Source organism: Chryseobacterium wanjuense (assembly GCF_900111495.1).
GTDB classification, from domain to species: Bacteria; Bacteroidota; Bacteroidia; order Flavobacteriales; family Weeksellaceae; genus Chryseobacterium; species Chryseobacterium wanjuense.
In genome coordinates, this window is record NZ_FOIU01000001.1 from 178,422 (window position 1) to 195,064 (window position 16,643).

A 16,643-nucleotide genomic window follows, 5' to 3' on the forward strand; every position below is an offset into this window, starting at 1 on the left:
TAAATTTTTAATTATTTTGAGTTTAATAAGATGAAATAATGGGGGTGTTCTTCTTTTTTTGTATTTTTAATCAAAAAAATAACCTCCGTTTCCGAAGGTTAATATGTTAAACTAAATAAAATTCATTGAGTTTTTCTTCACATAAGGTCTTTACCACTTCTATCCAGCGGTCTTCATCATTCAGACAGGGGATATAATGGAAATTTTCACCGCCTCCGTGCAAGAACTGCTCTTTTCCTTCCACCGAAATTTCTTCCAGGGTTTCCAGACAGTCTGAAACAAAGGCCGGACAGACAATAGCCAGGTTTTTCACTCCTTTAGCCGGAATGGTTTCCAAGGTTTCATCGGTGTAAGGCTCGATCCATTTATCTTTTCCTAATCTCGACTGGAAAGAAACAATCGTTTTTTCTTTCGGTAAATTAAGCTTTTCGATCACCAGATTCGTCGTCGTAAAACATTGGTGACGGTAGCAGAAACTATGGCTCGGGTTGCTTTCTCTTGAGCAGCAGTCGTTCAGATTACAGGTTTTTGTAGGATCGGTCTTATAAATATGCCTTTCCGGAACGCCGTGATAGGAGAATTGTAATGCATCGAAATTTTCAGGAAGCTTTTCCTTAATGCTTTCTGCAAGACAATTGATATAAATATCCCTGTTATAAAAAGGTTGAATATAATTGATCTTCACCTTCGGGAACTTCTGTTTTCTTACTTCTTCCGCTTTTTCGATCACAGTTTCCGTTGTACTCATCGCATATTGCGGGTACAGAGGGAAGAGTACGATCTCGGTAACGCCTTTATCCACCAGCTTCTGAATTCCGGCTTCAATGCTTGGTTGCGCATATCTCATCCCGATTTCCACGGGAACATCTACCAGTTTTTGCAATTTCCTCTGGATTTTTTCTGTAATGACGATAAGCGGAGAACCTTCATCTGTCCACACTGTTTTGTAGGCTTCGGCAGATTTCGGAGGTCTTGTTTTTAAAATAATTCCCTGAACGAGAAGGGCCCGGAAAATCCAACGGTAGTCGATCACTCTTTCGTCCATCAAAAATTCGTCTAGATATTCCTTTACATCTTGTACGGCCGTAGATCTGGGAGATCCAAGATTGACTAATAAAATTCCTTTTTTAGAGTTTCGGGATTCGGGATTCGAGGTTTCTTTCTGCAAGATTTTTTCTTTTAAAGGTTTAAAGTTTAAGGTTTAGTGTTTAAAGTTCATGGTCTAAAGTTTTGTGTATTAACATTAAACTTAAAACTCAGAACTCAAAACTTTATCCGTTAACCGCTTCCACTCTTTCCACCAAATCCGGAACGAATTGTTTTAAGATATTTTCGATTCCGTTTTTCAGAGTAGCGGTAGAACTTGGGCAGCCTGAGCACGCTCCCTGAAGAAGCATTTTTGCTGTTTTGTGTTCTTTATCGTATTCCATTAAAGAAATTTTTCCGCCGTCATTTTCTACTGCAGGAGCAACGTATTCGTTTAAGATGTCAGAAATTTTCTGTTCGTCTTCCGTATAATCTCTGTTGATGATTTTCTCAACCGGATTTTCGTGTTTTTGAGACTCAAGGGTTGAAATTTTACCTCCGTTTTGAAGATATTCGGCAATCATCCCACGAACAGCCATCATCACCTGATGCCATTCTACGGAATTATCTCTTGTCACCGCCACAAAATTATCAGAAATAAAAACTTCGGAAGCAAAATCAAATTCCTTGAAAATAGCTTCAGCCAAAGGAACTCCATCAGCAGTTTCTCTGGATTTCACTTCTACAAATCCTTCAAGCAATAGTTTGCTGGAAACAAACTTCATTACATTCGGGTTCGGAGTCATTTCTGCATAGATCTGATACATTTCTTTTTTCTTTTGAAGATAAACTCTTGGGTTGGCCAATAATTCGTCTTCAATTACATTTTTCAGGCTTTCTGCTACATGTTCCCATTCTATTGTATCTTGTTTTGCCACTGCTACAAAATTTGCCGTAATGAAAACTCTTTCTACAAATGGATAATTGAATAGCTCCTGTGCTAAAGGAATTTCTGAAATATCTGAATCTCTGTCCAACTCCAAAGATCCCGGAATCAGGTTGTAATCAGCCACAAATTTCATCACTTTCGGGTTTTCGGTTGGTTCTATAAGTATAGTATGCATTTTTTCGTTAAATTTGAGATACAAAAATACGTATTTAGAATTTAGAAGCTAGATGTTAGAGGTTAGATTTTTGCTATCAGTATCATTTGAAAATCGTGAAGTAAGAATTTAATTTTTAAATCAACTCATTTTCAGTTATCATCAAATTAAAATTTATGGCTTTAATAAAAGAACTTTTAGGAAAAACACCGCAAATCGGTGAAAATACCTTTTTGGCTGAAACGGCAACGATCATCGGAGATGTTACGATGGGAAAAGACTGCAGTATCTGGTATAATGCCGTGATCAGGGGAGATGTTCATTACATCAAAATGGGAGATAAAGTGAATGTTCAGGATAATGCAATGCTGCACTGTACTTATCAAAAGCATCCCTTAAATATTGGAAACAACGTATCTATCGGTCATAATGCGATTGTTCACGGATGTACGATTCTGGATAATGTCCTGATCGGGATGGGAGCCATTGTAATGGATGCCTGCCTTGTGGAAGAGAATTCTATTGTTGGTGCGGGTTCGGTGGTTACTCAGGGAACGCATATCAAGTCCGGAGAAGTTTGGGGCGGAGTTCCTGCGAAGAAAATTAAAGATATTAATGCTCAGTTACTGGAAGGGGAAGTGAACAGAATTGCAGATAATTATGTAAAATATTCTTCATGGTATAAAGAAAATGTGAAGCATGTTGAAGGATAGTTGAAGTCAATGATGAATGTTGCTTTGCAGGTCAATTCACTTTGTTTGTCAATTTTTTATTGAGAGAGAAACCATTCACTTGCGAAGCAAAATTCACCATTCACATATTAAAAAAGCTTTATCAAAGTTGATAAAGCTTTTTTTTAAATCCTTAATGCAAAACTCCTGTGAGTTTAATATGTTTATATGATAATTTACTAGTGTACAAGTTCTGCTTTTCCGTTGACGCATTTGATGGAAGTTGGTGGCTCGATCATCATACAGTCTGACATGATATTGTATTTCTGGTTGAAAGCTTTTACCTTTTCCGTATAATCATTGATTTTCGGAAGAATTGTAGCTTCCAGTTTTTTCGGATAAGCGATGTATAATTGAGGTCCGCCGCAAGATTTTGCACCCATCGGAGCAAAGGTCCATTCATTGATATTGGTACATTTTTCTTTGGAAATTTCAGATTCAATAGATCCTTTTATTTTGTCCAGCTGAGCCTGGTCGTAAGTCTGGCTGTTTTCATCGGCCGGTCTTTCTGCGATATCTTTAGGGAGGTTAGCATTGGCTTTTTTTACCGTATTACACGAAACTAAAGTTAGGCTAATACAAAATACTACGGCAGATATTTGCAGGAATATATTTTTCATAATAATTTTTTTTCTGAGCAATAATTTTCAAAAGTTATGCCAAGATAAAAAATTCAAATTCATTTTCCGTAATTTTGACGACGATGAACAATCATTTTTTTGACTTAATAGAGCATACCAACCGAAGCGTTTTTCTCACGGGGAAAGCGGGAACAGGAAAGACAACCTTTCTTAATGATTTTGTAAAGCGCACACGCAAAAAGCATATTGTAGTGGCTCCCACGGGAATTGCTGCGATCAATGCGGGCGGAGTTACCATTCATTCGATGTTTGGTCTGCCTTTGAGGACTTTTTTACCGACAACAGAAAGAATAGATACCAGTTTGGCCAACAATATTGCCGATCTGATGCCGCATTTCAAATATCGAAAAGACAAACTTAAGCTTTTAAGAGAAGTGGAAATCATTATCATCGATGAGGTTTCCATGCTGCGCGCCGATGTTTTGGATATGATGGATTTTTCGTTAAGATTTATCAGAAGGAATAATCAGCGTTTTGGCGGTGTTCAGATGCTTTTTATTGGGGATTTGTACCAGCTTCCGCCGGTGGTGAGAGATGAGCATATCCTGAAGATGTTTTACAATTCGCCTTTCTTTTTTGATAGTCTTGCGATTAAAGAAATTCCTTTAATTACGATTGAATTAACGAAAGTATACCGTCAGACCGATGAGGAATTCCTGGATATATTAAATGCCATCCGGGATGGAGACATTGCTAATATTGATTTTGAACATTTAAATGAAAGATACGATCCTGATTTTGAAATAGGAAATGAGTCATACGTTTATCTGTGTTCCCACAATAAAATGGCGGATGAGATCAATGTAGAGAAATTGGCGGAAATAAAAGTGGATGCTAAAACCTATGAAGCTAAACTTTTTGGGGAGTTTAAAGAAAATCAGTTTCCGAACGAGCAGTTTTTAGAATTAAAAATCGGAGCTCAGATCATGTTTATCCGAAATGATATTTCAGGAGAAAAGAAATATTTCAACGGAAAACTGGGCGAAATTTCTGCTTTGGACGAAAACGAAATCAAGGTCATTCTCGATGGGAGTGAAAGGGAAATTGTTGTAAAAAGGGAAGTTTGGGAACAGAAAAAATATTTCCTGGATACCGAAAAAAATATTAAGGAAGAGGTTTTGGGAAGCTTCGAACAATTTCCGATAAAGCTGGCGTGGGCGGTAACGATTCATAAAAGTCAGGGTCTTACGTTTGATAAAGTGATCATTGATGCAGGAAAAAGCTTTACGGCAGGTCAGGTTTATGTGGCGTTGTCCCGTTGTAGAACGTTGGAAGGCATTGTTTTAAAATCTAAAATCACTCCCGAGATTATTTTTAAAGATAACAGAATTCTCCATTTCCATTCGGATACGGTGGCCAATGACCATGTTGAAAATATTTTAAATAAAGAAAAATACGATTACAGCATCCGAAAAGTCCTTCGTACGCTAGATTGTGTGTGGTTTTTAAAGGAAGTTGAAGAGTGGAACAAGCTTTCAATAACGACGAAAAGTATTGATGTATTTAAAACAAACCAGCTTTATCAACAATTGAAACCGGAGATTGTCAATCTTGGGAAGATTTTTGAAAAATTGGAAAGGGTAATTTCACAGAAGGTTAATAATTTTATCGAACAAAAGGAAGAATGGTCTGAAATTGAAAGCAAAACAAAAGGCGCGGTTAATTTCTTTTTTACCGAGATCAGAGATAAAGTTTTCAATCCTCTGAAAGAATTTTATGCTGAAATAAAGGGCTCAAAAGGGTTGAAGCAATACAATGAAGAGTTCAGAGTCTGGCTGGAAGATATTGAAGAATATCTGAATAGCTTGAAGGAAATCCATTTGCTGGAAACCAAGCTTCTGGATGAGAAAAATGACAAGGAAGTCAGCATGAAAATTGCAAAAGTCCCTTCGCAGGTTCTTACGTTTCAACTATTCGAACAAGGGAAAACGATTTCTGAGATTGCAATGGAAAGAGGTCTGGTAAAAGAAACGGTGATCGGGCATCTTGCCAAATTCGCTGAACAAGGGCTGCTGGATATTTCCCGAGTGATTACTACGGACAAGATCAAGGCTTTTGAAGAAATATTTTACAAAGATCCGAAAGAAACATTAACGGAGTGGAAAAATGTGCTGCCGAATGATTTTGAGTTTAATGAAATCCGGATTTTGATTAATCATTTTAATTATCAAAAGGAAAAATCGAAATAAAATAAAGAAGGTTTTAATAATTAATGAATTACTAAAACCTTTTTTGTTTCTATTTATTTGAAAAATTTTGGTTGACTCTGTATCCCACGATTTGTATATTTCCATCCTTGTCTTTTTCCAAAGTGAAAGATTCTTCAGTTTTTTCACTGCCTCTTTTCACATCATACACGTAGAAATACTGACTTCGGGCATTCGTTCCTTTTACGATCATGGTTTCCCATTTCACAAGATTATATTCCTGAACAGGACCGATTTTATTGGTGACCTCAAGAAGCTCGTCTAATTTTCCTTTATCCGTAACCGTGAAAAATTTTTCACCAAACAATTTATAAATATCCTCCTTATTATCTCCATATCGCAGTTCCCAGTAAAATTTTTGCGGAATTTTTTCTCCGTCTTTTTTATCGGATTCCCTATCTTTATAAAATTCATTAAAAGAACAGCTTATTAAAATGAAGGAAATAAATAGTAAATAAAATTTTTTCATATTAGTTATTATCTAAGATTATTTTTCTTCTGTTATTATCCCAGTAACTTGCTTCACGACTTTCATTTCTTTGTTCAACCTCGGTATTTTCTATTTCATTAAATCTGCTTTTATCAGTTTCAGCAAATTCAATTATTGTAAAATATTTTTCATCAAGATTATTAAAATCGACTAATTTCAGATATTCATCAATAGAATTTTTATCAATCATAATTTTTCCTCCTCCACACCAATGTCTGTCTTGTCCATTTTTTTTGACACCCGAAACCCAATACTCTTCGCCAGTTTCTACATCAAAATGATTTCCGTAAATGCCGGGATTTTTAAGTTTCTTCAAAGCTTTATTGTTGAAATAAACTGTTTGTCCGGATTTTGAAAATTCCACAAAACCAATCCATGCGGGTCCGTGATGACCGGAGGATTTGTTTTCGATGTACATTATTTTTGATTCCATGATACTGAATTTAATAATGCTCATAATGAAAATGTTGAGCGCATCGAAGATAAAAAATATTTGTAATAAGATGATCAAGTTCATCCACCAACAAATCTATTTTTTTTGATCGATCAATTTTCTGTTCCTCCGTACTTTCTGTATCGATTTTGGTTTCGTCTTTAACTAATTGCCGTAAAGATTGTAGATAAAGTTTTTTCTGTTTCGAAATGTCATACGGATCTTTAAAACTGGCATCATTATCAAGAGAATGTAAATAAATGGAATATTCTGTGTACCCTAAAATCCTTGGTTCTTGATGTGCAAAGTATGTCCCTCCATAAGTAAGTGCACTAAAAATCGAATTAATATTTGAATAGATTTTGATCAATTTTTTTCTCTGTTCCGAACATTTTTCTACACTGTTTCTTTGTTTTAGAAAATATGCATATAAAATATAATACGAATCTTTACCGGCTTCACTTCCGAAGCCTAAGCTATTAATCGTATAAAAAGTATCAGGACTTTGAACCATCTCATCAAAAAATTCTGGATGATCGTCTATGATTTTATTGAATTTCTTTTTCTCAAAGTTCAAAATAATATCATTTTCAGTTTTTATGACTAAAGTGTCTAGTTTAGTGTGATATTTTGAATTTTTATTTTTTTGAACTTCTGATTCTTTTTGTTTCTCAAGATTTTTTTTGAAGTTTTCGTTCTTATTACAGCTGAAAAGTAAGAAAAATACAGAAAAGCAAAGAAGAATATTTTTCATGGATAGTTTTTAATTGTTAAATATACTAATGAATATCATATTTAAAACCATTTTAAGCTTTAAATGAAGCATAAATATTTTCATCAAAAAGAGCTCAACTTAGAAAATGTATTTGAACTTTTAAGAATATAAACTCTATAAAGAAAAATTGGTCAGTTTAACTTTTATTCCCATAGTTTTTTCCTGAAATAACCGATCAGACTTATCAATTACAAAAAGTAACTAATGCAGTTTATATGTTTTAAATTTGTTTGGTTTTTTAGACCTAAAATTTAAAAATATGAAAAATTTTGAAATATCGGTGCTGGATCTTGCTCCCGTAAAACAGGATAAGACCATTCACGATACTTTTCAGGACAGTTTATCTTTAGCAAACCATACTGAAAATTTAAATTATAAAAGATTCTGGCTCGCTGAACATCACAATATGGAAAGCATTGCCAGTTCTGCAACTTCGGTTCTGATTGGTTTCATTGCCAACGGGACAAAAAAAATCAGAGTAGGATCGGGAGGAATTATGCTTCCGAATCACAGCTCATTAGTCATTGCAGAACAATTTGGGACTTTAGAATCACTTTTTCCCGGAAGAATCGATCTCGGTTTGGGAAGAGCTCCCGGAACCGATGGATTAACGGCGCAAGCGTTGGGACGAAATCCTGCCATTATCAACGAACAATTTCCACGACAAATCTTAGAATTGCAAAAATATTTCTCCAAAGAGAATCGTGACGCATTAGTTCGTGCCATTCCAGGGGAAGGATTGGATATTCCGATGTATATTTTGGGTTCGAGTACAGACAGTGCCTGGTTGGCAGCTGAATTGGGACTTCCATACGCTTTTGCCGGGCATTTTGCTCCGGAACAGATGGAAATGGCTTTCAGTATTTACAGAGAGCATTTCGAGCCTTCAAAACATTTGGATAAACCTTACATTATTGCCTGTGTAAACGGGGTAGCGGCTGAAACCACCGAAGAGGCACACAGAATTTCGACAACTTTATTTCAGGCATTCATTAATATTGTGAGAAACGACAGAAAACCTTTTGCTCCGCCGGTTGATGATATGGATGACATCTGGTCACCTATGGAAAAATCAATGGTTTTGCAGAAATTGAGATATACTTTTATAGGAAATCAATCTGAAATTGAAGAAAAGCTGAAAAATTTTCAGGAGAAATTCAATGTAGACGAATTAATGATTAATTCTCACATTTACGACCATCAGAAAAGATTGGAATCGTATGAAATTATCAGAAAGGCAAAAGATTCATTATTTAATTAAAAACAAAAATTAGTAGAATTTTTTACACATAAGTCACGTAAGCATAAAAACTAAAAATTCATGAATAGAATACATTAGAACGAAAATTAAAAATTTATATGTTCTAAATATTTTCAAAGTCTATGGCTAAACTCATGTGACTTATGTGTAAAATGAATTTTTGAAACTTTTATTGTTAAAATGTAAGGTTAAAAACAAACCATTTATATTAATTGGAAGATGCCTTTTTTTATGAGTATCTTTGCAAAAATTTTTAAAAAGTAAAAATGTCTGATATTAAATTAAATACTATTCCAGAGGCTATCGAAGACCTTAAAAATGGTAAAATAATCATAGTAGTAGATGATGAAGACAGAGAAAATGAAGGTGATTTTCTTTGTGCTGCAGAGCTGACAACACCGGAAATCATCAACTTCATGGCATTGCACGGAAGAGGATTGATCTGCATGCCGCTTCCTGAAAAAAGATGTGATGAGCTGGGATTGGAGATCATGGTAAGCAGAAGCAGCGACCCGAAAGAAACGGCTTTCACCGTATCGGTTGATCTTCTTGGAAACGGAACTTCTACCGGAATTTCTGCTGCAGACAGAGCAAAAACGATCTTAGCCTTGATGGATGAAAAATCGAAGCCGACAGATTTCATGAGACCGGGGCATATTTTCCCGCTTCGTGCAAAAAAAGGCGGAGTACTGAAAAGAGCTGGACACACGGAAGCTGCGATCGACCTTACTAGTCTTGCAGGGTTGAAAGAAGGTGGAGTAATTTGTGAAATTATGAACGAGGACGGAACAATGTCAAGACTTCCGGAATTGTATGCTTTTGCCCAGAAGCATGATATGAAAATCGTTTCCATCGAAGATTTGATTCATTATCAGCTTAAAAAAGGAAATCTTATCGAAAGAATTGAAGAAAGAAAAGTGAAAACAGCTTACGGAGAATTTGATTTCTTCGCTTTCAGAGAGACTTCAAATGAGCAGATCCATTTTGCTTTAACGAAAGGAACATGGACTGTCGATGAACCTGTTTTGGTAAGAGTACAGTCTTCTGATTCTTATTTTGATGTATTGACAAGGCTGAATAATGGTGAAAAACCTTTACTGGAAAAAGTAACCAATATGGTAAATGAAGCTGGAAAAGGAGCTGTTATTTTTATTAATAATGTTTCAAATTCTGAAAATACATTAAGAAAATTACAACAATTCCTTAATTATCAGGAAGGTCAGGAACAGCACCCGACATTAGCATACAACTACAGAGATTATGGGATCGGAACTCAGATTTTAAAGAATCTTGGAATTAATAAGTTTAAAGTAATCACTCAAAATCCAAATATCAAACCTCATGTTGGGGGATATGATGTTGAGGTAACGGAGATGGTTCAACTATAATATACAAACCTTCAAGGTTTTTAAAACCTTGAAGGTTTATTTTTTAAGCCATTTTTATTTCTTCGAAATTTCTGAATCCGTTCAGAAAATCTTTGATATTCATTCTTTTCTTACCTTCGAGTTGGAGTTCTAAAGGATAATAAACGCCGTCTTTAGTATAGATCTTAAAATCATTTTTTGAAATTTCTAAGCTTCCTACAGTTTTTCCGTGGTTTGAAATTTCAAATTTTCCACCGAAAACTTTTAATCCTTTTTCTTCTTCCCCGATTCTTAAAGTAGTGAATGCAGCCGGATATGGCGACATTCCCAAAATAAACTGGTGAACTTCTTTCGAACTTTTTGTCCAGTCGATTCTTGTGTCTTCTTTAAAAATTTTATAGGCATTTTTAGGATGTTCTACGTGAGGCTGAGGTTTTTCAACGATCGAGTTTTCCGCCAGTCCATCCAGTGTTTTTACCACAAGTTTAGAACCCATTTCCATTAACCTGTCGTGAAGGCTTCCTGCGTTTTCATCCGGTAAAATTTCCAGTTCTTCCTGAAGCAAAATATTTCCTTCATCGATTTTTTCATTGATAAAGAAAGTGGTGGCACCCGTTTTTTCTTCACCGTTAATCACGGCATAATTAATCGGAGCAGCACCTCTGTAGTCGGGAAGAAGGGAAGCGTGAAGGTTGAAAGTTCCCAGTTTGGGCATTTCAAAAAGAACTTTAGGCATCATTCTGAAAGCAACCACTACAAAAACATCAGCATCCAATTTTTTCAGTTCTTCTAAAAATTCTGGATTTCTCAATTTTTCAGGCTGAAAAACAGGAATATTGTTTTCGGTAGCAAAAACCTTTACCGGAGATTGGTTGATTTTTTGTCCGCGTCCGCTTGCTTTATCGGCAACGGTTACCACGCCTACCACTTCATGATGAGAATTGTGAATGGCTTCCAACGAAGTCTTTGCAAACTCCGGAGTGCCTAAAAAAACGACTTTCAATGATTTCATGGTGCAAAGATAAGGTCTTTATTAAAGGATTAAAAGATTTGAAAATTAAAAATATTAAAAAATTATGTGCCTGGATTGTCATTCACAATGAAACGAGTGAAATGAAGAATCTATGACTTTTATTCTAAATTTAAAATGCATAAACAGATTTTTCCTTCATTGAAATTACTCCGCGATAATTTAAGCCAACATATACGTCCTGAAATTCAACATTTTCACTTTCCCGGAATCCAGCAGGAAAATTAAATTTTCCAAAATATTTTCTTTCGAATGATAGCTCAGCTGGATAGAAAGCTCTTCTATAGTGGATGGCTTTTTTGCTAGTAAATTAACTATCTGATTCGAAATATTCTTTCCAAAAATAGACTGTTTATTTTTTTCACAGACAGAACATTTGCCGCAATTTTTAGAATTTTTTTCTCCGAAATAAGCCAGAATTAATTTCATTTTACAAAACTGATTATCTTCAATGTAAAATTTCATTTCCTCCCATTTCTGGATTTTATTTTTTTGAATATGCTCAAAAAGTTTCCAGTAAAGAGAATTATTCACTCTTTCATCTCTTGGTTTCAGAAACTTGATGCTCGATAAAGCGCCGTCAACATATTCCACATAACCTTTTTGCTGGAGTTCTTTTAATCTTTCTTTGATCAAATGAAGACTCACCCCAATTTTATTACTCACCTGCTGTTCGCTGAACATTACTTTATGAGTGGTAATCCCGGACACGGTACGAAGCATTAATTCAAGAAAATAAGCGTCTTTCTGTGGAAGCTGGTCTATTTCATCAGCCTGCATCAGAAGTTGTAACGACGACAGACTTTTATGATCATTAAAAAATATAATTTCCTGGTTATGAAGAAAGTTTAGAACATTTTTAATCTTTGCAGCTGATAATTTTGTGAAATTCTGAATTCCGTTTGCATTCAACTGAAAAACTTTTTCAGGCAGTTCAAATTCAGCAACCTGAAAAATGGAATAGAGGTAGGTAATGATTTTTAAAAATTCTGCCTTATTGGGAATCTGGTTTTTCAGGATCTGATCAAAATTTGAAAGTTCCTGTTTGTCCCAAAGCATAAAAGCAAAACTGTCTTTTCCGTCCCTTCCGGATCTTCCTATTTCCTGGTAATAATTTTCGATGGATGGAGAAGGAGAGTAGTGAATGACGAAGCGCACATTGTCTTTGTCAATCCCCATTCCGAAAGCATTGGTGGAAATCAAAACATTACTGTTGCTGTTGTTCCAGATGGTTTGTTTGGCGTTTTTTTCTTTTGTCGTTAATCCTGCATGGAAAAAATCAACATGTTTTAATTGATGCTTATGCAAAAACTCGGTCAGGAGCTCGGCTTCTTTTCGGGTTCTCACATAGACAATTCCTGCTTCATTGGTATATTTTAAAATATCTAAAATTCTCTGAAATTTATCGGAAACTTCCTCGGTAAAAATTCTGATATTCTCTCTCTTAAAACTCTTTTGAAAGACTGTCGGATTTTTAAGCTCAAGTTTTATTTTTATTTCCTCTAAAACTTTTGGTGTAGCTGTAGCTGTTAAGGCCAGACAAGGGATTTTAGGATTATTTCTCCTGAAATCCTTGATGTTTTGATAACTTGGTCTGAAATCCTGCCCCCATTCTGAAATACAATGCGCCTCATCTACCGCTATGAATGATATCTGAATTTCTTCAATATTCTGAAGAAACTGTTTGTTGGTCAATCTTTCAGGGGAAATGTAAAGCATTTTTGTTAAACCTTCTTTGCAGCGGCCATAGATGGTTTCGGCATCGTATTCATCCAATTCGGAAGATAAATATTCAGCTTCAATTCCTCTTGATTTTAATTGATTTACCTGGTCTTTCATCAAGGCCAAAAGGGGAGAAATAATTAAACAAGTTCCTTCTTTTAAAAGAGCCGGAAGTTGATAGCAAAGAGATTTTCCCGCACCAGTAGGAAGAAGTACAAGATTGTCTTTTTCATTAATTACAGAATCGATAATGGTTTCCTGAGAATCCCGGAAACTGTCGTAGCCCCAAAAATATTTTAGGGTCTTAAATTTTAACTCTTGAAAATCTTGCTGAGAAATCATGTGATAAAAGTACTGAAAGTATCATAATAAAAAAAGCCACGCAGAGCGTGACTTTGATATAATTGACTAATAAGTTTATTATTTAGCTTCGAAGTAAACTCTTCTGTTTGCTCTGTTTTTCCATTCTGGACACTTAGTAGCAGGTTCGCACTCAGGATATTTAAGGTCTTTTTCACCTCTACCGATTGCGTTTAGTTTACCAGACTGAACACCATTTTGAATTAAATAATTCTTAACGTTGTTTGCTCTTCTTTCAGATAATTTTTGGTTATAAGCTTCAGAAGCTCTTGTATCTGTAGCTCCGATTACGTTATAAGAACCACTTGAAGAGTTGATGTAATTAACAGCGTTGTTTAGGATAGGTGTATTTGAAGGTAAGATTCTGTCTGAATTTAAATCAAACTCGATTCCTTCCAGTTTTGTTTCTGTTTCCACTACAGGTCCGTTTCCGTTGTTTGGAGTCGGAGTAGTAGGACAACCTTGGTTTTCTACAGGTCCAGGAACAGTTACACACTTATCGTAAAGGTCGATTACACCATCAAGGTCAGTATCAAGAGCAACACCAGCACCATCCACTCTTGCACCTGCAGGAGTATCAAGTTGTCTATCCCAATCGTCGCAAACTCCGTCATTATCAAGATCTCCTTTTTTACAAACTTCGATATCCTGATTTTTGTTAGCCAAAACATCAAGCTTGTAGTAGATTTCCTGAAGTGGATCGTGCCACATTAAGTGAGATTCGTGTTTTCCTAATTTTAAAGAAAGACCTAAAGTTGCATTGAAGAAGTTGTCAGAAACCTGCTCTTCACGTTGATTGATAGCACTGTATTTGTAACCTCCACCGTCGAATTCATCATCTCCGGTAACTACATACATTAATCTACCTTCGATGTCAAGTCTTCTGTTAACTTTGAATTTAACACCGGCACCAGCCTGAGCAAACATAGAACCAAGTTGGAATGGCTTCAATTCAGTTACCATTTTTTGACCTGTTTCATCTTTCTGATAAGCTCTGTAAGCTATTGTACCAATACCTGCATACCCATGTAATGCCCATCTGTATGGAGAATGATTATCAACTCTTCTTAATAAATTTGAGAAGTTGATATCTCCTAATAAAGAGATTGCATCATATTGAGTTCTTGCAGCTACTTGCTGATATGCCGAAGCATTTGCAGGTGCAGCATCTTTAGTATTAAACCATCCTTGTCTGGTTTCCCCTCTGTCATATTGTAAGTTAATACCAAAAGCATGAGTAATAGCCTTATCAATACTGATATATGCAGAATATCCAAAAAGGTTTTTACCGTTACCGTTTTTTATAGATGTTAAGTCTGCAGATTGAATCAATGGTACACCGGCACCAATTGAAATAGCCCAATCATTGAATCTTTTAGATTTATTTGTAAATGGGGAAACATTCGCAGAGCCGGAAGAGAATGTATTTGGATATTCTCCATTTGAAACTACTGCAGTTGAGTCTTGCGCAAAGCCTACTGTAGGAACAGCTAATGCTAATGCAACAATTGCTAAACTTAATTTCATAGTGTATTTTTTATTTAGTTAATTAAATGATTTATTTTGCTTGGAAGTAAACTCTTCTGTTTGCTTCGTTTTTCCATTCTGGACACTTTGTTGCAGGGTCACATTCCGGATATTTCAGATCAGTTTTACCTCTTCCTTCTGCTGTAAGCATTCCTGAAGATACACCTTTATCTGTAAGATATTTTACAACCGCATTAGCTCTCTTTTGAGATAATGTCAAGTTATAAGCACTTGAACCTCTTGCGTCAGTTGCCCCGATTACTAAGAAATTGTCATTAGTATTCAAACCTTTGATAACATCAGCAGCGTGGTTAAGTTTTTCAAACGACTGAGGTCTGATTTTATCGCTGTTTAATTCGAATTCAATACCTTCGAAATCTTTATTGATAACTTCTACTGCATCCGGAGTAGCTGGAGCAACAGGAGTCGTAGGACATCCGTTGTTTTCTACAGGACCGGGAACAGTTACACATTTATCATAAAGGTCGATAACTCCATCAAGATCCATATCTAATGCTACACCGGCACCGTCAACTCTTGCTCCTGCAGGAGTGTCAAGCTGTCTGTCCCAATCGTCGCAAACTCCGTCATTATCAAGATCTCCTTTTTCACAAACTACAAAATCTGTTTCTTTATTTTCAAGAACATTAGCTCTATAATAAGCTTCTTCCAAAGGATCATGCCATGCTAAGTGAGAAAGGTGTTTTCCTAATTTGAACGATACACCCAAATTCACAGTCCATGCATTATCAGATCTTCTCTTGTCGATCATGTTATATTTAGCATTCTTAGAAGCCGGATCGTAATCTGCAGGGTCTGCCCATCCGCCTCCGTCGAACTCGTCATCACCACTGATGATGTACATTGTTCTTGCTTCAATATCGATAAGTTTTGAAACATTATATTTCAAACCAACACCGAATTGATAGTAGAACGAGCTGATATCCATTTTTTGCTTAATGAATAATGGCGATCTCGCAGGAGATGTACTCCATCTAAACTGATCATTATCATGTAAAGATGTGTTAAAGTTCATCAAACCAAGACCTGCATAACCGTGTAATGCCCATCTGTATGGAGAATGATTATCAACTCTTCTCATTAAATTTGAAAAGTTAACATCTCCCATTAAAGCAATTTGATTATACTTGGTTTTAGCTTCTGCAACTCCGGCAGCAATACCTTCTGCTCCCTCGAGTTGACCTTTCTGTGTTGTTTCACCTCTCTGGTAAATAAGGCTGATTCCCACTGCGTGAGTAATCTGCTTATCTAAGCTCACATAAGAGTTGTATCCCCAATTAACCTTTTTGTCTGTGATAGACTTAAGGTCTGAGTGAACCATGAAAGCGGCACCACCACCGACTGAAATAGACCAGTCGCGGAATCTTCTAGCCTTGTTGTTGAAAGGTTGGACATTGGCAGAACCTGAAGAGAAAGTATTCGGATATTCGTTCGTAGAACTAACAGCGATACTGTCCTGAGCATAAGCTGCAATAGGCATAGTGGCCAATAATAATAAACCTAATTTCATACAATATGTTTTATGTTTTATTCAGATAAATTTTTTAATAATACTTTAGAAAATTCCCTTTCAAAAAGATGCTTTTTATGAGGGATTTCTAATCTTTCTGATATAAATTTCAAATCATTATACTTAACGATATCTATATCTATTACGCGGTCTGTATAGCCTCCCGTAGCTTTAGAATCGTTAATTCTTCCCATCTCAAATTCAATACTTTTAACAAAATCAAGCAGTTGAATCGGCGAAAGATGTGTAAATATTATTGTTGCAATATTACAAAAAATATTGGAACTGGCAAATTCTACAGGCTCGGATGTCAAAAATTCACTAATTTTTAATATTTCAATTCCCCCTTCTTTGAGTTTTTCGAGAGCTGTTTCTATATTTTTTTTTTGTTCTCCTAAATTACTTCCGAGTAACAAAATGACCTTATGTTGCGACATAT

General features: G+C 35.6%; 15 protein-coding genes. 4 read left to right on the top strand and 11 right to left on the bottom strand.

Annotation, left to right across the window (positions count from 1 at the left end):
• Positions 1-106 precede the first annotated feature (106 nt).
• A complete protein-coding gene (gene hemH, locus BMX24_RS00725; protein WP_089790159.1) occupies positions 107-1,168 on the bottom strand; it encodes a ferrochelatase in 1,062 nt (353 codons plus the stop codon).
• Positions 1,169-1,271: 103 nt separating this feature from the next.
• Complete coding sequence (locus BMX24_RS00730) at positions 1,272-2,150, bottom strand: NifU family protein (protein ID WP_089790161.1); 879 nt, start codon at positions 2,148-2,150, stop codon at positions 1,272-1,274.
• A 155-nt stretch (positions 2,151-2,305) separates the two neighbouring features.
• On the opposite strand from BMX24_RS00730, the gene BMX24_RS00735 reads away from it, so the two are divergent.
• Entirely contained in the window at positions 2,306-2,842 is a 537-nt protein-coding gene (locus BMX24_RS00735; RefSeq protein ID WP_089790164.1) for a gamma carbonic anhydrase family protein, read from the top strand.
• A 197-nt stretch (positions 2,843-3,039) separates the two neighbouring features.
• Here the strand turns inward: BMX24_RS00735 and BMX24_RS00740 are convergent, their stop codons facing one another.
• The gene (locus BMX24_RS00740) at positions 3,040-3,480 is read right to left on the bottom strand and encodes a hypothetical protein (RefSeq protein WP_089790166.1); all 441 of its coding nucleotides are present in this window, start codon (positions 3,478-3,480) and stop codon (positions 3,040-3,042) included.
• Positions 3,481-3,563: 83 nt separating this feature from the next.
• On the opposite strand from BMX24_RS00740, the gene BMX24_RS00745 reads away from it, so the two are divergent.
• Positions 3,564-5,690, top strand: coding sequence for a helix-turn-helix domain-containing protein (locus BMX24_RS00745; RefSeq protein WP_089790169.1), 2,127 nt, complete (start codon positions 3,564-3,566; stop codon positions 5,688-5,690).
• A gap of 49 nt (positions 5,691-5,739) precedes the next feature.
• Here BMX24_RS00745 and BMX24_RS00750 read toward each other — a convergent pair whose 3' ends face one another.
• Genes BMX24_RS00750 through BMX24_RS00760 form a run of 3 tightly spaced genes read right to left on the bottom strand, consistent with a single transcriptional unit; the run spans position 5,740 to position 7,385 of the window.
• Positions 5,740-6,177, bottom strand: a complete 438-nt coding sequence (locus BMX24_RS00750) for a hypothetical protein (protein WP_089790172.1) — start codon at positions 6,175-6,177, stop codon at positions 5,740-5,742.
• Between the two features lies 1 nt (position 6,178).
• Positions 6,179-6,631, bottom strand: a complete 453-nt coding sequence (locus tag BMX24_RS00755; RefSeq protein WP_185116619.1) for a hypothetical protein — start codon at positions 6,629-6,631, stop codon at positions 6,179-6,181.
• A 10-nt stretch (positions 6,632-6,641) separates the two neighbouring features.
• Positions 6,642-7,385 (bottom strand): hypothetical protein, encoded by a 744-nt coding sequence (locus BMX24_RS00760; RefSeq protein WP_089790174.1) that lies wholly within the window; start codon positions 7,383-7,385, stop codon positions 6,642-6,644.
• 280 nt (positions 7,386-7,665) lie between these two features.
• On the opposite strand from BMX24_RS00760, the gene BMX24_RS00765 reads away from it, so the two are divergent.
• Both BMX24_RS00765 and ribB read left to right on the top strand, forming a co-directional pair.
• Positions 7,666-8,667: an LLM class flavin-dependent oxidoreductase gene (locus BMX24_RS00765; RefSeq protein WP_089790177.1), complete on the top strand. Its 1,002-nt coding sequence runs from the start codon at positions 7,666-7,668 to the stop codon at positions 8,665-8,667.
• A gap of 266 nt (positions 8,668-8,933) precedes the next feature.
• Positions 8,934-10,055 (top strand): 3,4-dihydroxy-2-butanone-4-phosphate synthase, encoded by a 1,122-nt coding sequence (gene ribB / locus BMX24_RS00770; protein ID WP_089790179.1) that lies wholly within the window; start codon positions 8,934-8,936, stop codon positions 10,053-10,055.
• Between the two features lie 43 nt (positions 10,056-10,098).
• Here ribB and fmt read toward each other — a convergent pair whose 3' ends face one another.
• The 5 genes from fmt to folK all read right to left on the bottom strand — a co-directional run bounded on the left by fmt (position 10,099) and on the right by folK (position 16,641).
• The gene (gene fmt, locus BMX24_RS00775) at positions 10,099-11,046 is read right to left on the bottom strand and encodes a methionyl-tRNA formyltransferase (RefSeq protein ID WP_089790182.1); all 948 of its coding nucleotides are present in this window, start codon (positions 11,044-11,046) and stop codon (positions 10,099-10,101) included.
• Between the two features lie 180 nt (positions 11,047-11,226).
• Positions 11,227-13,128 (bottom strand): RecQ family ATP-dependent DNA helicase, encoded by a 1,902-nt coding sequence (locus tag BMX24_RS00780; RefSeq protein ID WP_089790185.1) that lies wholly within the window; start codon positions 13,126-13,128, stop codon positions 11,227-11,229.
• Between the two features lie 78 nt (positions 13,129-13,206).
• Positions 13,207-14,673 carry an OmpA family protein gene (locus BMX24_RS00785; protein WP_089790188.1) on the bottom strand — a complete coding sequence of 489 codons (1,467 nt, stop codon included), beginning with the start codon at positions 14,671-14,673 and terminating at the stop codon, positions 13,207-13,209.
• 31 nt (positions 14,674-14,704) lie between these two features.
• The gene (locus BMX24_RS00790; RefSeq protein ID WP_089790190.1) at positions 14,705-16,204 is read right to left on the bottom strand and encodes an OmpA family protein; all 1,500 of its coding nucleotides are present in this window, start codon (positions 16,202-16,204) and stop codon (positions 14,705-14,707) included.
• 17 nt (positions 16,205-16,221) lie between these two features.
• Positions 16,222-16,641 (bottom strand): 2-amino-4-hydroxy-6-hydroxymethyldihydropteridine diphosphokinase, encoded by a 420-nt coding sequence (gene folK, locus BMX24_RS00795; RefSeq protein WP_089790192.1) that lies wholly within the window; start codon positions 16,639-16,641, stop codon positions 16,222-16,224.
• Positions 16,642-16,643 lie beyond the last annotated feature (2 nt).

What these genes read in the sequence shown, in the direction of transcription:
- BMX24_RS00730 (WP_089790161.1), bottom strand. Translation starts at nt 2,150, where the DNA reads ATGCATACTATACTTATAGAACCAACCGAAAACCCGAAAGTGATGAAA.
- BMX24_RS00735 (WP_089790164.1), top strand. Translation starts at nt 2,306, where the DNA reads ATGGCTTTAATAAAAGAACTTTTAGGAAAAACACCGCAAATCGGTGAA.
- BMX24_RS00740 (WP_089790166.1), bottom strand. Translation starts at nt 3,480, where the DNA reads ATGAAAAATATATTCCTGCAAATATCTGCCGTAGTATTTTGTATTAGC.
- BMX24_RS00745 (WP_089790169.1), top strand. Translation starts at nt 3,564, where the DNA reads ATGAACAATCATTTTTTTGACTTAATAGAGCATACCAACCGAAGCGTT.
- BMX24_RS00750 (WP_089790172.1), bottom strand. Translation starts at nt 6,177, where the DNA reads ATGAAAAAATTTTATTTACTATTTATTTCCTTCATTTTAATAAGCTGT.
- BMX24_RS00755 (WP_185116619.1), bottom strand. Translation starts at nt 6,631, where the DNA reads ATGGAATCAAAAATAATGTACATCGAAAACAAATCCTCCGGTCATCAC.
- BMX24_RS00760 (WP_089790174.1), bottom strand. Translation starts at nt 7,385, where the DNA reads ATGAAAAATATTCTTCTTTGCTTTTCTGTATTTTTCTTACTTTTCAGC.
- BMX24_RS00765 (WP_089790177.1), top strand. Translation starts at nt 7,666, where the DNA reads ATGAAAAATTTTGAAATATCGGTGCTGGATCTTGCTCCCGTAAAACAG.
- ribB (WP_089790179.1), top strand. Translation starts at nt 8,934, where the DNA reads ATGTCTGATATTAAATTAAATACTATTCCAGAGGCTATCGAAGACCTT.
- fmt (WP_089790182.1), bottom strand. Translation starts at nt 11,046, where the DNA reads ATGAAATCATTGAAAGTCGTTTTTTTAGGCACTCCGGAGTTTGCAAAG.
- BMX24_RS00780 (WP_089790185.1), bottom strand. Translation starts at nt 13,128, where the DNA reads ATGATTTCTCAGCAAGATTTTCAAGAGTTAAAATTTAAGACCCTAAAA.
- BMX24_RS00785 (WP_089790188.1), bottom strand. Translation starts at nt 14,673, where the DNA reads ATGAAATTAAGTTTAGCAATTGTTGCATTAGCATTAGCTGTTCCTACA.
- BMX24_RS00790 (WP_089790190.1), bottom strand. Translation starts at nt 16,204, where the DNA reads ATGAAATTAGGTTTATTATTATTGGCCACTATGCCTATTGCAGCTTAT.
- folK (WP_089790192.1), bottom strand. Translation starts at nt 16,641, where the DNA reads ATGTCGCAACATAAGGTCATTTTGTTACTCGGAAGTAATTTAGGAGAA.